Source organism: Treponema primitia ZAS-1, assembly GCF_000297095.1.
In the GTDB taxonomy this organism is placed as follows: domain Bacteria; phylum Spirochaetota; class Spirochaetia; order Treponematales; family Breznakiellaceae; genus Termitinema; species Termitinema primitia_A.
Map to the genome: position 1 here is coordinate 17,109 of NZ_AEEA01000181.1, position 13,462 is coordinate 30,570.

Annotated in this window: 15 protein-coding genes; 5 read left to right on the forward strand and 10 right to left on the reverse strand. The window is 53.8% G+C overall.

What is annotated here, in order from left to right; translation table 11 throughout:
* Positions 1-120 precede the first annotated feature (120 nt).
* On the reverse strand, positions 121-570 hold the full coding sequence (locus TPRIMZ1_RS0117410; protein ID WP_010263729.1) for a hypothetical protein: 450 nt from the start codon (positions 568-570) through the stop codon (positions 121-123).
* 80 nt (positions 571-650) lie between these two features.
* Here TPRIMZ1_RS0117410 and TPRIMZ1_RS0117415 point away from each other — a divergent pair, with 80 nt between their 5' ends.
* Positions 651-1,709, forward strand: a complete 1,059-nt coding sequence (locus tag TPRIMZ1_RS0117415; protein WP_010263731.1) for a hypothetical protein — start codon at positions 651-653, stop codon at positions 1,707-1,709.
* On the forward strand, positions 1,706-2,323 hold the full coding sequence (locus TPRIMZ1_RS0117420; RefSeq protein WP_010263733.1) for a response regulator: 618 nt from the start codon (positions 1,706-1,708) through the stop codon (positions 2,321-2,323). Before TPRIMZ1_RS0117415 ends, TPRIMZ1_RS0117420 begins: the two co-directional genes overlap by 4 nt.
* 10 nt (positions 2,324-2,333) lie before the next feature.
* On the opposite strand, the gene TPRIMZ1_RS0117425 is transcribed toward TPRIMZ1_RS0117420, so the two are convergent.
* Genes TPRIMZ1_RS0117425 through TPRIMZ1_RS0117440 form a run of 4 tightly spaced genes read right to left on the reverse strand, consistent with a single transcriptional unit; the run spans position 2,334 to position 7,104 of the window.
* Positions 2,334-3,251 (reverse strand): MBL fold metallo-hydrolase, encoded by a 918-nt coding sequence (locus TPRIMZ1_RS0117425; RefSeq protein WP_010263736.1) that lies wholly within the window; start codon positions 3,249-3,251, stop codon positions 2,334-2,336.
* A gap of 10 nt (positions 3,252-3,261) precedes the next feature.
* A complete protein-coding gene (locus TPRIMZ1_RS0117430; protein ID WP_010263738.1) occupies positions 3,262-4,119 on the reverse strand; it encodes an HDOD domain-containing protein in 858 nt (285 codons plus the stop codon).
* Positions 4,112-5,491 carry a tetratricopeptide repeat protein gene (locus TPRIMZ1_RS0117435; RefSeq protein WP_010263739.1) on the reverse strand — a complete coding sequence of 460 codons (1,380 nt, stop codon included), beginning with the start codon at positions 5,489-5,491 and terminating at the stop codon, positions 4,112-4,114. The genes TPRIMZ1_RS0117430 and TPRIMZ1_RS0117435 overlap by 8 nt, the downstream gene beginning before the upstream one ends.
* Positions 5,488-7,104, reverse strand: a complete 1,617-nt coding sequence (locus TPRIMZ1_RS0117440; RefSeq protein ID WP_010263741.1) for a LamG-like jellyroll fold domain-containing protein — start codon at positions 7,102-7,104, stop codon at positions 5,488-5,490. The genes TPRIMZ1_RS0117435 and TPRIMZ1_RS0117440 overlap by 4 nt, the downstream gene beginning before the upstream one ends.
* A gap of 29 nt (positions 7,105-7,133) precedes the next feature.
* Here TPRIMZ1_RS0117440 and uvrC point away from each other — a divergent pair, with 29 nt between their 5' ends.
* A complete protein-coding gene (uvrC, locus tag TPRIMZ1_RS0117445; protein ID WP_010263743.1) occupies positions 7,134-9,164 on the forward strand; it encodes an excinuclease ABC subunit UvrC in 2,031 nt (676 codons plus the stop codon).
* Positions 9,165-9,183: 19 nt separating this feature from the next.
* On the opposite strand, the gene TPRIMZ1_RS20770 is transcribed toward uvrC, so the two are convergent.
* Positions 9,184-9,339 carry a hypothetical protein gene (locus TPRIMZ1_RS20770; RefSeq protein ID WP_198429957.1) on the reverse strand — a complete coding sequence of 52 codons (156 nt, stop codon included), beginning with the start codon at positions 9,337-9,339 and terminating at the stop codon, positions 9,184-9,186.
* Entirely contained in the window at positions 9,326-9,448 is a 123-nt protein-coding gene (locus tag TPRIMZ1_RS21075; RefSeq protein WP_081503700.1) for a type II toxin-antitoxin system RelE/ParE family toxin, read from the reverse strand. The genes TPRIMZ1_RS20770 and TPRIMZ1_RS21075 overlap by 14 nt, the downstream gene beginning before the upstream one ends.
* Before the next feature lie 100 nt (positions 9,449-9,548).
* Here TPRIMZ1_RS21075 and TPRIMZ1_RS20625 point away from each other — a divergent pair, with 100 nt between their 5' ends.
* Positions 9,549-9,686 (forward strand): hypothetical protein, encoded by a 138-nt coding sequence (locus TPRIMZ1_RS20625; RefSeq protein ID WP_157784310.1) that lies wholly within the window; start codon positions 9,549-9,551, stop codon positions 9,684-9,686.
* Between the two features lie 50 nt (positions 9,687-9,736).
* Here TPRIMZ1_RS20625 and TPRIMZ1_RS0117460 read toward each other — a convergent pair whose 3' ends face one another.
* The 3 genes from TPRIMZ1_RS0117460 to TPRIMZ1_RS0117470 all read right to left on the reverse strand — a co-directional run bounded on the left by TPRIMZ1_RS0117460 (position 9,737) and on the right by TPRIMZ1_RS0117470 (position 12,253).
* Positions 9,737-10,456, reverse strand: coding sequence for a flagellar filament outer layer protein FlaA (locus TPRIMZ1_RS0117460; RefSeq protein WP_010263746.1), 720 nt, complete (start codon positions 10,454-10,456; stop codon positions 9,737-9,739).
* Between the two features lie 12 nt (positions 10,457-10,468).
* Positions 10,469-11,218 (reverse strand): flagellar filament outer layer protein FlaA, encoded by a 750-nt coding sequence (locus TPRIMZ1_RS0117465; protein WP_010263747.1) that lies wholly within the window; start codon positions 11,216-11,218, stop codon positions 10,469-10,471.
* A 138-nt stretch (positions 11,219-11,356) separates the two neighbouring features.
* Positions 11,357-12,253 (reverse strand): hypothetical protein, encoded by an 897-nt coding sequence (locus TPRIMZ1_RS0117470; protein WP_010263749.1) that lies wholly within the window; start codon positions 12,251-12,253, stop codon positions 11,357-11,359.
* Positions 12,254-12,356: 103 nt separating this feature from the next.
* Between TPRIMZ1_RS0117470 and TPRIMZ1_RS0117475 the strand changes: the two genes are divergently transcribed.
* Complete coding sequence (locus TPRIMZ1_RS0117475) at positions 12,357-13,355, forward strand: class II fructose-bisphosphate aldolase (protein ID WP_010263751.1); 999 nt, start codon at positions 12,357-12,359, stop codon at positions 13,353-13,355.
* Positions 13,356-13,462 lie beyond the last annotated feature (107 nt).

Genomic DNA, 13,462 nt, shown 5'->3' on the forward strand with positions numbered 1-13,462 from the left:
CCCAGCCTGCCACTCCGGCAAGTGAATCCACCGGGCAATCTCCATCTTCGTACTATAAACACAGGCGTACCCCTCCCCACGTCCGGTTTTGAGTATACTAACTCTATATACTATAACAACTTATATTGAGGTAGAGACATTGCTCAGCTCTTCAACAACCCCGGATACCTTTGCATCCGCTTCGGCAATAAATTCTGCCTCGGCGCCAGTACTGTCCGTATAACGGAGGACAAAAAGAGGGCTTTTGGCAAAAAATATTCTCTTAAAAAGAGATTTTTCTACACGCAGTTCCGCTTGGAGGATATGATCCCGGGGGATGAAAAGGGTCTTTTCCTTGGGAGGATCGCCCCCGGTGGAAGCCCGGGAAAGGACCTGCAGCCAGCCTTCGTGGGGAAAGTGGTGAAACCGGAACCCCCCTGATGTGGCTATCAAAAGGCCCCAAAGCGGGTAATCGTACTCCGGCCAGCCGGAAAGGTATTGTCCCAGGGCATAGGAATGGACCTTTTCCCCTAACGCCGCTTCATATTTTTTCCAGAACTCATCCGGATCGACATTCTTCTTTCCAAACATAGCTTCCCAATCTCCTGATTAAGTCTAACAGGGACTTACCCTATTTGTAAATGTAGTAAAAAACGGATACACTCTATACTATGGCAGATTTTGATGTTTCCAAACCTTGGGTAATTCTGATCCCCGCCAAAACTGGCCCTGCAAAGCGGGGGGCGGAAGAATTGTCCCGGATAATAGACCTGCTCCGCCGTCAGGCAGGGCTTAGCCTGCCCTCCCCCGGGATTATCGACGATTCCCAGCCCGGACCGGCTACCGATGTTCCCGAAATTTTACTAAACTGTTCCGCTGCCGATTCGTCCGATCCGGTAAGCAAAAACGGCTTTGCCTGGCGGACCGGTACAAACCGTATCGAAATCTACGGCAATTCCCCCCGGGGCCTCTGTAATGGGCTCTTCAATTTCCTTGCCGCCCTAGGATTCCGCTGGCCCGAACCCGGCAAGGAAGAAATTCCACGGGCAACACCCGGGATACTAAGCTATCCTCTGGCGGAAGCTTCGGCCCTCCGGACCGATACGGAGGACCCCGCTTTGCGGAAACGACTCCTCTTAACCCGGCGAAAGAACCGGGAAGCGGTCCTTATCTGGGCCGCCCGGAATTGTTTTGACGCACTGGTTGTTCCCGTGCGGAAATTGCCCTTACCCAGGGACCGATCCCTGTTCGATCTGGCAGCCCAATACGCCCTGGATATCGAGCTTAGCCGGGAACTTTCATCATTGATAAGCAGGAAACTTTTTTTCTTCCGGCGGGAACTCTTCCGTATGGAGGAAGGACGGCGAAAAAAAGAAGGGCTTTTCTGCGTTACCAATCCTAATACTATTACTTTGATACAGAAAAACGCCGCCCGCCTGTTTTCCAAGACGGAGGTTACCATCTTCCACCTCTGGCCCAGCCTGACAAAGAAAACCCACTGGTGTTCCTGTCCCAGCTGCCGGGCCTTCTCCCCGGAGGAGCAGAACCGCATTGCCATCAATGCTGCGGCAGATTCACTCATAAAAATTAATCCCCTGGCACGGCTCTCCTTCTACGAACCCCGGAGCGAAACTACGGAACAAAACAATACGTTGGAACAGAGGGGGTATATCGCCCCCAGACCAAATACCTTCCGGCTGAACAATTTACCTGAGGCATACCACCAATGAATACTATTGTATTGATCGAAGATCACGAAATGATGCGGAGGGGGATCTCGGAGTGGATCACCGATACCGGCCAGTGGAAGGTAGTTGGGGAAGCTGCCTCCCTGGATGAAGCTCATGTCCTCTTTGACAGCTACCCTGAGCCGCCTGATCTGGTGCTTCTGGACATCAGCCTCCGGAAAGATTTTGGCCTGGATCTCATCCCCTGGCTAAAAGAAAAATACCCCTGCGCCGCAGGAGAAAACAGTAAACCTGCTATCCTTGTCTATTCGGTTTATCAGGGTTACACCCTTATACAGGAAGCAATGAGAAGGGGCGCCCTGGGTTATGTGTGCAAGACCAATAGTGACGCCGAATTCGCCACAGCTATAGAATCGGTACTACTGGGGAAACGCTACATTGATCAGAATCTGACACAAAAAATCTTTGCCGTTCCGGACATTCTGATTGGCCTTACCAAACGGGAGCGGGAAATATTTTCTCTTGTCCAAAACGGTATGGACAACCGCGGCATAGCAAAAACACTCGCCATCCATCGGGGTACCGTGGAAAACTACATCAGCCGGCTCTACGATAAAACCGGCGCTAAAAACCGTGAGGATCTGAAAAAACTGTAGGGGTGTTCTTCTAGGCTTCTACGATGAGCCCTTCCCGGGCCATGAGGATCTCCATGCCGGTTTTTTTCGTGACCATTCCCCGGAATTCCGTTTCAAAGGCCGCAAGCTGCGTATCCGTGCGGTGAGGATCGTGGTGAAAGAGAACCAGCTTCTTAACCCCCGCCTTTTGGGCAGCCGCAATGGCGTATTCGTAGGTGGAGTGGCCCCAGCCTATCTTGTCCGCCTCGTATTCGCTGGAAGTATACTGGCTGTCATGGATGAGCACATCGGCGTTCCGGAAAAAGTTGAGTACCTTTTCGTTTTCTTCCCGGGCCGCCTGTTCACCCTCCCTGGCGGCATCCTCGTCATAGTGGGGATCCTGAGGATTGGTAGGGAAAAGGTTTCGGAAAGGCTCTGTGTCATAGGCAGTAACGATGGATTTACCCTGGTATTCAAAACGATAGCCCAGACAGAGTACGGGATGGTTCAGGTACTTGGTCCTTACCCGCAGGCCGTCACCCAGATCCAGGGTAGTTTCTTTAATCTGATCGTATTCAAGGTGAGCAGCCAGATCGCTTAACCGTACCGGCCAGTACCGGTAGGAAAGCTGCGTTCCAATGATAGATTCCATGGTATCATCTTCGTAAGAGACAGGCCCGCGGATACGCAGTTTTGTTGTTGGCATAAAGAGGGGGGCAAACAAGGGAAAGCCCATAATATGATCCCAATGGGTGTGGGTAACAAAAATATCCGTATCAATGGGACCTTTTTTACAATCGTTGTCCAGGAGCCACTCGCCCAGGACCCGTATCCCCGTCCCCAGATCTACGATAGACAGCTTTTCGTCCGCCCGGATTTCCAGACAGGCGGTATTACCCCCAAACTCAACCGTGGAAGCTCCCGGACAGGGGATGGAACCCCGGCTGCCCCAAACGCGAACACTTAACATAGCGGTACCCTCATAGCTTAAGAAAAATCTGGGCTTTTTCTATTTCGTTATCAACGATGGGTTTAATATTTTCAAGCGCTTCCCAGTTTAGCCCAAGAGTTTCCAAAACCACCGCGTCAATCTTTTCAGGATGGCAGTCTCCGGAAAAACCTATCTTCATAAGTGATGCAAAATGATTAGCCGCAGCAACACTGTAGAGCAGATCCTTATGATCCCCCGCATATTCGGCACAATTATGATGGTGGATCACCGCATCCCCCAGGGCGCCCTCAATGCGCCATGCCTCTACCACCCTTTTCCCCACCTCGTTATGGTTGGTCCCCATGTTTTCAGTTTCCGCCTGGAACAGGGAGAGTCCCTTCAAATCCGCATCCTTGATGGCGAGCAGGTAGTCCCTGGGCAGTACCCCGTTCAGGGGTATCTTTCCTATGTCGTGGAGCAGGCCCGCGGTAAAATACTCCTCCAGCAGACTGGGATCAACGCCCCTTTTTCCGGCAATGAGCTTCGCCGCCACCCCCACGCAGAGTGAATGCCGCCAGTACCCCTCACAATCAAGCCCCTGAGATTCCTTTGGGTTGAATTGCCCAATGACAGCCGAGGAAAGGGCGAGGTTTTTTACGGTGTTGATCCCCAGCATGATGATAGCCCGGACCAGACTCGTAACATGCTGTTCCAGGCCGTAGTACGCTGAATTGATAAGCTTGAGCACCCGGCCCATCAAAACGGGGTCCAGGGAAATTACATGATTAAGATCCGCCGGACTCATATGGGGATTATTACAGATCTCCAACACCTTGGACAGGGTGGTGGAGAGGCTGGGCATATTCTTTATATAGTCATCGATTTTCTGGTTTAAGGCTTCATCCATTTGGATTTTCCAAAGTATCAATGATGAACTTCATTTCCATATGGGCATCGCTATGTAAAAAATCATCCTGCTCCGAATCCGGCAGGGCTTCGGTCAGGGTCATCAGGTATCGCATCAAACCGAGTAAATCACCCGCTGCTGCGGTCTCCGGTTCAGAAGCAGAAACCGGAGCCGACACTTCTGCTGCGGGATCCGGTTCGGGAGCGAGTGCCGACACTTCTGCTACGGGATCCGGTTCGGGATCCGGTGCTGGCGCTTCCGCTACGGGAACCGGTTCGGGAGCAGGGGCCGACACCTCTGCTGCGGGAACAGGTTCGGATACCGGCGTTTCCGCTGCGGGAACGGGAGCTCCCCCCTCAGCTGCAGCTTTAGCCGCCGCCTTAGCCTCCCGGGCTTTCGCCAGGGCTATGGCGCCGGGATGGGTGGACTTCGCTTTCGCCACAGGAGGCGCCTCGGCGGCGGCAGGGGGCGGGACCAGGTCCAGCCAGTACCGGGACTCGGGGGGCTCGATTATAAAGCGGTCGTAATTATCGGTACCCGCCTCGGCGGGATTCATGGTTGTTATTTTTTCAAAAATATTTTTCGCCTCTTCGTCGTTCCCCTGTATGCCCTGGATCGCCCCTTCAATACGCAGGGCATGGATATTGTCAGGGTCCTTCTCCAGAATCGCCCGGGCCTGATCCAGAGCTTCATCGTGGCGTTCCAGTTTTTGGTAGAGCGCCGCCAGACGGGTTCTGACCTCCCAATTCGTTGGGACAAGATCCGCCAAACGTTCCAGTTCTTCCAGGGACTCGGCAAAGTTGCCCAAATCTTCCAGGGCGCGGGACAGGTTCAACGCAGCATTGACATATTTGCTGTCTATCTCAAGCGCAGCGCGGTACTTTTTGATGGCGTCCTTATGGCGGCCCTGATCCGCCAGGACCACACCTTTGTTGTTCAACGCTTCGGTATTGGAGGGATCAAATTTCAAAACCCTGGAGAAAGTCCGGTTAGCGGCGGCATAGTCTTCCTGCTTAAACAGAACCAGCCCCAGGGCATTCATGGCTTCAAGCCAACCGGGGTGGAGGCGAAACGCCGCTCGGTACCGCGGCACCGCCTTATCCGGCTGTTCCATGGTCTCCAAAGCAATGGCAAGATTAAAGTGCAGGACCGGGTTTTCCTTGTCCAGGTTTTTCCCCTTACGGAAAGCGGCGAGGGCCTTCTTCCCGTTCCCAAGCCTGCTCTGGGCTATCCCCAAAAGGTTATGGGCCGCCGTGTATTCAGCGTCAATCTCAAGGGCGGCCCGCAGATTATCCACCGCGTCCGTGAACTTTCCGTCCCGGAGAAACATTCGGGCCCGCTTTGTTAAATCCTGTACATCCTGCGCGCTCATTCAACCATCCTTAAGGGGCGGGCCGATACTTCCCGGGAGAACACCCCTGCGTTTGCAGGGTTCGACCGATCATAGACTGCCACGGCGAAATAGTACAGTACGCCGTTTTTTAGGCCGTCAATACGGACGGAAGTTCTCTTCCCAACATTTATTGGCGATACTCCAAGTATAGCACTTTCTCCAAAATATTCCCCGGACGCGGTGCCGAAATACACCAGATATCCGCTTACATCCGAGTCAGGACTGGCCCTCCAGGAAATGTCCACCGCGCCGTCCCTTGCCAAGGCGGTCACCATGGAAGGAGGCAGGGGCGGATCGTCCCGCTGGTACACCACCCGGATCTCGTCCAGGTAGGGCGCAGCCTCCCCATCACCGCTTGGGTAGAAGGCCGCCGCCAACTGGACATACCGGCCCCGGATATCCCCGGTAAAATCCGTTCCCGGTTCAAAGGGCTGCCATCCCGAATCAGCCCACTGGTAGGGGGTATCCGCCGCCCGGATAAAAAACTGTACCATAGAATTATTAGCAAAGCGGAACCTTCCGGAACCGACATATTCATTCTGCATGATGCCCCCGGCCTTGGGATTCCGGCCGCCGGGAGAGAAATTGCCCCCCAGGGCTTCCACCTTCAAAACCTGGCTGTTCCGTTCACCCAAATCCAGGGGTCTCGTTTCTATACGTCCGCCCTGAAGGGGATATTTGGATAGCAGGGGGGTTTCGTTATACCGGCTGTAGACCCGGAATTCGTCCATAAGTCCGGCAAAACGTCCGCCCAGGACCATGGTTCCCCCATCGCCCGCCATGGGAGCGTAGACTTCGCCCCCTTCCCGGCCGGTGGTGGTTGCATAGACCACCCCTTCAAGGCGTCCGTCCACCAGGTATTCCAGGAGGCCCGTATCAGAATCAAAGCGGATAAGGTGGTGGCTCCAGGTCCGGGGAAGCACCGGGGAACCGCTCAGGTTAAGGGTCATCTGTTTGCCGTCATCGGGGGAACTGAAAAAATCCAGAAAAGACCAGTTAAGCCGGTTCCTCGCCGCAATACACTGTATACGCTGAAAGGTCTTTCCCCCCTGCCTGGTCTGCCGGGTTGCGCTCCAGGAGAGCAGCTGTTCGCCGTTTTCCATATTGAGGGGATAAAGCCAGAACTCTATGCTGAAATCCTTAAAATGCTGGCCCGAATAGAGCAGCGCCTCCGGTGAACGGGGGCTGATAACCAGGGGGCCTTCCATTTCCTCTAGGGCTTGCCGGGGAGAATCGCCGGAGAAAAGGGCCGCCCCGGTTCCTGCCCGGGACCAGCGGTAATTTACCCCGCTCAGGGCCGGGGAAGCGCTCACCCGGTAATGGCCGGTCTTATCGGTAAACAGCTCCGGCCTCCCCTCATCAAATGACAGGGCCATATCCAGGTAGGGATCGTCCCCGGGCCGGGCTGAGGAGAGGGTCAGTACGGGGTTTGTCCGAATGGCGGAAACCTCGGCGATCCCCGTCCGTTTATCCACCGCATTCCAGGACGACGACGCCCCCAACACCAGGGTACTTTCCCCGATAGCGTACACGGCCCCCGCAATATGCAAAAAAATAATGACTATACCGATTGTAACTGTTGCTTTTCTCATAAATTCCCCTTTTAATATCGGTATATACCATGGATCATGAAAGGTTTTCCGAAAATTTTACCGCCCTAAAGGCCTTTGCCCACGATGCCCCCCAGGAACCGGGGGTCTATATCATGCGGGATGAGGATAGCCATATCATTTACGTGGGAAAAGCCAAGGTACTGCGGAACCGCCTGGGGTCCTATTTCTCCGGTCTCAAGGATGTAAAGACCCAAACCCTGATCCTCCATGCCCGGAGCATAGAAACCATAATCGTGGCCAACGAATACGAAGCGCTGCTCCTGGAAAATACCCTGATCAAGCAGCACACCCCAAAGTACAATATCAACCTGAAGGACGGCAAAACCTACCCGGTGATCCGTATCACCGCCGGACCCTTCCCCCGTATCTTCAAAACCCGCCACATCATCCAGGACGGCTCCCGGTACTTCGGCCCCTTCCCCAATGTCCAGGCGGTGGACACCCTCCTTGAGCTGATCGACAAAATCTTCCCCCTGCGGAAATGCCGCACCCTGCGGAAACGGGACGCGCCCTGTATGTACTTCCACATCGGCCGCTGCGCCGGTCCCTGCTGCGGCAAAATCACCGAAGGAGAATACCACCTTCACATAGACCGTATACAAAAGATCCTCTCCACCGGAAATTCCCTTGAAAACACCGGAGAAACCGATTCCCTGATTGTGGAACTCACCGAGCGTATGCACGAAGCCGCATCCCAACTGCTCTTTGAACGGGCCGCCCAGATCCGTAACGCCATTACCGCTATCAGGACACTACGGGAAAGCCCCTCCATGGTGGACTTTGATAACGAAAGCCGGGACTACATCGCCTGGGCCAGCGAAAGTATCTTTACCACCTGGTCGGTCTTCTCCATGCGGGGAGGCAAAATGACCGGCCGGGAACTCTACCGCACCCGTTCCGCCGCGGAAGAAACGGAATCCCTGGAGACCTTCGTCGCTGCCTACTACACCCCGGACCGCCCTCCCCCGCCCCGCATATTCATTGGCCTTGAGACGGAAACCCCAAGCCCGGACTTCCCCTTTCTAAAACGGTGGTTTAAGGAACAGTTCGGGTACGAACCGGAATTGCTGGTCCCCCTTGAAAAACGGCTCCAGGCGGTTCTTGCCATGGCCCGGCAAAATGCCCTGGAGGATCTCCGGCAGCGGCTCAAGGAACGGGGCGCAGGCCCTGCCCTGGACGAACTAGCCCAGGCATTGGACCTCGGCGGCAGACCTGAGCGTATTGAAGGTTTCGACATAGCCCAACTGGACGGTAAACACCCCGTGGCGTCACTCATCTCGTTTAAGAACGGCATCCCGGACAAGAAAAACTACCGCTACTTCAAGCTCCGTACCGTGGTTGGGGTGGTGGACGATTTTGCCTCCATGCGGGAAGCGGTACAGCGCCGCTATTCCCGGCTCATCCGGGAAGGCGCGGAGCTCCCGGACCTGATCCTCATCGACGGCGGCATAGGCCAGGTAAACGCCGCCAAGGGCGTTCTGGACGAGCTGGGTATGCACACCGATATTGTGGGCCTGGCCAAACGGGACGAGGAACTCTGGCTCCCCAACGCCCGCAACCCCATCCGTCTCTCCAAACGCTCCGAAGCGCTCAAGGTACTCCAACACGTCCGTGACGAAACCCACCGCTTCGCCACCACCCTGAACCAGAAACTTCGTTCCAAGGACCTGCTCTTCCCTGCCCTGGAATCGGTTGAAGGCATAGGCCCCAAGCGGGCCGCAGCGATCATGAAGGCCTACGTCACCCTGCCCGCCATCGCCGCCGCCGCCCCGCAAGACCTGTCGGACCGCTGCAACATCAGCGAAACCGCCGCCCGGGCAGTCCGCGCCGCCGCCCAACTCGCCCTGGAGGACCAGGCCGCCGCAAAGACCCGCCTCGCCGGCCAGGGGAACCGCGCCAGGAGCCGCTTCGGAACCCCGGCCAAAACCCCGGCCCGGGGAACCGCCGGGAACACCGGCTCCGGCGAGATATATCCGACCAGCGAGGCGATAGCGTTTCTGGCGGCGGAGGCTGCGGAGGAGGAGTTTGGGACGGAGTAAATCTGATGTGGAGTGATGCCTATGCAATTGCCTGACGGTTCAGGGGTACGATGTGGTCAAGGGCATCCTGGATTTTACGTTTGGCCTTGATTCGTTCAAAATCAAGCTGTATACCGGTAAAATAACCTTCGGACAGGCCAAAAAATTTGCATAGCCGCAATTTAATGATAATCAACTATTTCAACATCATAGGCATCATTTGATTCCAGTTTGAAGCAAACACGATATTTATCATTTATCCTTATGGAATACTGGCCTTCACGGTCACCATGCAGCTTTTCCAGATGATTTGCGGGTTACGCCATTAATCCCATCCAGCAGCTCAGTTTTACTGCACTTTTCCCTGCTCCACCCCACCCCGGCAACTATGCTCAAGCACAGTTAATGCGCACAGGCGCCGGGATATTCTGGAATTCCCTGCCGGAGGAGACCCGAAGGGGCTCCATAGGCAGACTCTACAGGCATCCCGCAGTGGGGCTCCCCCGCCCCCACCGGCGTTTTTCCGATGTGATCCTGGCTTAAATATAAAAAAACCGCCCCTAAGGACGGTTCTGTAAGCAAAATTGTATCCCCTACCAGGAATCAGCCATATCATCAGGATCCCGGCTCTCTTCGGCAAAGAGGTCCGTCACTGCACGGACATCGTCCAGGTAAACATAGTAGCTGCCAAGAGCTTCCATGGGATCAACGTCAATCCGGAAACCGACCACCTTAATTCCCATCTGGTTATTGTAGTGATAATTCCGCTGGATAATACCATGCCGCCCGTCCGGGGCCTGGGGAGGAACTGCAACGGTTAGCTGCTTCCAACCCTGGAAATTGAGTTTTCCCACATAGAGTTCATAGTTCTTACCAAAAAAGTCCTGAATCAGAATATGCAGTTCATGGTCAAAGTTACGGCCCGCTACCCAGAGGGAGATCGTCTTGGTGATGCCCTCAATGGGAATAGGACGGATAGGGTACATGGTAAAGCTGCTGTAACCCCGGCGGAGATAATCAATCCGGGTACCCAGAACGTAGCGGTCCGGAATATCCATACCATCTTCTTCCGGTATGGGCTTCTTTCCCAGGGGGCTTCCCTCAAAAAGACGGGTAGTGGAATACCCCTGGTCCGGAGACATATGGGAACGCCAGAAACCGTCGTGCTCAAATCTCTCGACGGATATTTCCTTCAGTTTCTGCTGGGCGGATTCAATCCCGAGCCGTTCGGTATTGGTACTTCCAATTTCGTCCTGAGCAAAAGCAAAGCCAGCCATAGATATCAACAACACTGCGATTATATATCGTTTCATTTCAATGCCTCCTTAATTACTCGCATTCCAGAGTTCTTCGACCCGTTCCGGCAATGCCAGTTCGTCCCCATCAAAGAGAGATTCAAAGGTATCCGTAAGAATCTTAAACTGATCGAAGTAAATCCGGAAATCGGCCACCGGTTCCGTAGGAGGAGTCCAGACCCGGAATTTTACAAAGGTCAGGGCCGCCAGCCGGGGAAGTACCCGCTTTGCCTGGGGTATAGAGGCGGGAACCCGTACCTGCAAATCTTTCCAGCCCTGGTAGTTGAGGTGTCCCAACTCAACGACATGGATAACCCCCTGATAATCCCGGAAATAAGCCTCCAGGGTATAATCAAGGTTCGAACCCCAGGTCCATATATCCAAATACTGAATCCGGCCGGGAATGGGGATCTCAACGTTATTCGGTCCGTCTCCGGAATCCGCACCGTCCGCCGCCGTCGGGTAAATATCTATCCAGTTAAAACCCTGGCGATCAAACCTTCCCCACACGCCGAGGCTTTTAAGTTCCTTCCCTTCACGGTTAATGCCGTGGAGAGCCTGAGGCCAGGCGGCAATAAGACTGGCTTGCGGCCATTCGCCGGCATCGGTTTTAGTGGCAAATTTACTGCCCATAACTTTCCATACATAGGGAGAATCGCCATCAAAGGACTCCAATATAATGGAAGTACTATTAATAGTAATATCATCCCCGTAAGCTGCGCCAACCGCAATTATTGCTAAAAGTACGAGACATACAGCTTTGAAACTGCCCTGTTTCATCAAATACTCCTTTTTCCATGTCTTAAGGAAATGAGGTCAGCTAAGATTATATTTACTTAACGGACCTTTGTCAAACCTCCATAGGGGTTTTTCCTAGAGTTAGTTACATAATCGGCCTTTTTTTTTTACATAACCCTTTTAATCACCCTCTTTGTCCTTAATTGCCTTTTGTATATCCCGAAGAATCTCGGCATCCCCAATCCGATCCTTAAGAACCAGAATTTCCGAAGACACCGGCGCCATCTCGCCTCCCCGGTGAAGTGTTTTTGCCGCCACCGCCGCTAAAGCCCAGGGAGAATCATCAAATATAACCTTGATTTCCCGCGCAGTAACCCCAGGATCCACCCATGAAAAGATGATCATCGGAACAGACGGGCTATCCTCGGGATAATTTTCCACAGCCCGGGCCATGATGATACAGGAAAGCTCCTTTGGAAGGGTATAATCCTCGCCTTTGTCCACAAATATGGGAGAATTATCGAAACCCTGATCCCGCAGTCCCTTTAAAAAGGCATCCTTATCGTTCCAATCAACCAATTCGCCGGTAAAAAAGAGGATGTTCCCGCCATTCGAGCGGGCAAAAAGGGCTGCACAACGACCCGCCCGGTAAAGATCCCCTGTTTTATCAGTTTTAATGAAAACCAAGCCATCCTCTTCTGAGAACTGGGTCCGCGGATCACCTCCCACCACCCCCACGGGGATTCCCGGAGACTCTTCCGCATAACGCCGCGCTCCCTGCCGGTAAGCGAAGGGAAACAACGCCGCATAAGGTCTGGCCGCCGCTTCCACCGCCGCAAAGGCCACCACGTCCGGAGAGGCTCCACCGGCTATCTGCACTACCTTAAGCCGACGGAACAATTTCAAGGAGATCTCGATCTGTTTTACCCAACTCCGGTGGAATCCGTAGAGCCCGGTAAATTCATCGTCTACCACCATTAATACCGGGGAACGAAGCGTATACAGGGCGGGTCCCAGTGCAAGGATCCCAAGAATGATCAGGATGATGATTACTATACGCCGATGTTTAAGAGCCATAGATGAACCATAGTCCGGCCGGGGCGTGAAATCAAGGGTGCTTCCTTGACCAAGCCATTCTCTTACTATACCATATAGTATATAAATAACTAAGGAGTACTATATGACAAGTTACAAGGAACTAGGGCTGGTCAATACCGTGGATTTATTCAAGAAAGCGGTATCTGGTGGCTATGCACTTCCGGCATTTAATTTTAACAATATGGAACAGATGCAGGCCATCATTCAGGCATGTGTGGAGACCAAATCACCGGTTATCCTCCAGGTTTCTTCCGGGGCACGGAAGTATGCCAACCAGAATCTTCTGCGGAACATGGCCAAGGGCGCCGTGGAATATGCCCACGAGTTGGGCTATGATATCCCCATTGTACTCCATTTAGACCACGGGGATAGCTTTGAGCTCTGTAAGGACTGTGTCGAAACCGGATTTTCCTCGGTAATGATCGACGGATCCCATCTTCCTTACGATGAAAACGTAGCCTTGACCAAAAAAGTCTGCGAATTTGCCCATTCTCAGAAGGATTATGTGACCGTAGAGGGGGAACTGGGGGTTTTAGCAGGGGTTGAAGACGATGTTTCCTCGGAACACAGCAACTATACCCAGCCCGAGGAAGTGCAGGACTTTGTGGGAAAGACCAAGGTCGATTCCCTGGCGATTTCCATCGGTACCAGCCACGGCAGGACCAAGTTTAAACCTGAGCAGTGTACCAGAGGCCCCGGCGGCATCCTAATCCCCCCGCCCTTGCGCTTCGATATCCTGGCGGAAGTTGAAAAACGGCTGCCGGGCTTCCCCATTGTGCTCCACGGTTCCTCCTCGGTGCCCATTGAGTACGTGGAGATCATCGAAAAATTCGGCGGCAAGCTTTCCAATTCCGTTGGTATCCCCGAGGAACAGCTGCGGAAGGCCGCCAAAAGCGCGGTCTGCAAGATCAATATCGATTCCGATGGCCGGCTGGCTATGACCGCCATGATCCGCAAGGTTTTCGCGGAAAAACCGGACGAATTCGATCCCCGGAAGTACCTGGGACCTGCCCGGGATGAATTGAAAAAACTCTACGCCCATAAGACTGTCAGTGTCCTGGGTTCCGCAGGCCAAGCCTAAGGAGCCGCCCTACCCTGGGACCGAATGTCCCAGGGTATCCGGGTTTTGAAAATCTAAAAAAAATACCATAATACGGAGAAATCTCTAGCTAAAGCCCATATTTTTTG

What these genes read in the sequence shown, in the direction of transcription:
- TPRIMZ1_RS0117410 (WP_010263729.1), bottom strand. Translation starts at nt 570, where the DNA reads ATGTTTGGAAAGAAGAATGTCGATCCGGATGAGTTCTGGAAAAAATAT.
- TPRIMZ1_RS0117415 (WP_010263731.1), top strand. Translation starts at nt 651, where the DNA reads ATGGCAGATTTTGATGTTTCCAAACCTTGGGTAATTCTGATCCCCGCC.
- TPRIMZ1_RS0117420 (WP_010263733.1), top strand. Translation starts at nt 1,706, where the DNA reads ATGAATACTATTGTATTGATCGAAGATCACGAAATGATGCGGAGGGGG.
- TPRIMZ1_RS0117425 (WP_010263736.1), bottom strand. Translation starts at nt 3,251, where the DNA reads ATGTTAAGTGTTCGCGTTTGGGGCAGCCGGGGTTCCATCCCCTGTCCG.
- TPRIMZ1_RS0117430 (WP_010263738.1), bottom strand. Translation starts at nt 4,119, where the DNA reads ATGGATGAAGCCTTAAACCAGAAAATCGATGACTATATAAAGAATATG.
- TPRIMZ1_RS0117435 (WP_010263739.1), bottom strand. Translation starts at nt 5,491, where the DNA reads ATGAGCGCGCAGGATGTACAGGATTTAACAAAGCGGGCCCGAATGTTT.
- TPRIMZ1_RS0117440 (WP_010263741.1), bottom strand. Translation starts at nt 7,104, where the DNA reads ATGAGAAAAGCAACAGTTACAATCGGTATAGTCATTATTTTTTTGCAT.
- uvrC (WP_010263743.1), top strand. Translation starts at nt 7,134, where the DNA reads ATGGATCATGAAAGGTTTTCCGAAAATTTTACCGCCCTAAAGGCCTTT.
- TPRIMZ1_RS20625 (WP_157784310.1), top strand. Translation starts at nt 9,549, where the DNA reads ATGCGCACAGGCGCCGGGATATTCTGGAATTCCCTGCCGGAGGAGACC.
- TPRIMZ1_RS0117460 (WP_010263746.1), bottom strand. Translation starts at nt 10,456, where the DNA reads ATGAAACGATATATAATCGCAGTGTTGTTGATATCTATGGCTGGCTTT.
- TPRIMZ1_RS0117465 (WP_010263747.1), bottom strand. Translation starts at nt 11,218, where the DNA reads ATGAAACAGGGCAGTTTCAAAGCTGTATGTCTCGTACTTTTAGCAATA.
- TPRIMZ1_RS0117470 (WP_010263749.1), bottom strand. Translation starts at nt 12,253, where the DNA reads ATGGCTCTTAAACATCGGCGTATAGTAATCATCATCCTGATCATTCTT.
- TPRIMZ1_RS0117475 (WP_010263751.1), top strand. Translation starts at nt 12,357, where the DNA reads ATGACAAGTTACAAGGAACTAGGGCTGGTCAATACCGTGGATTTATTC.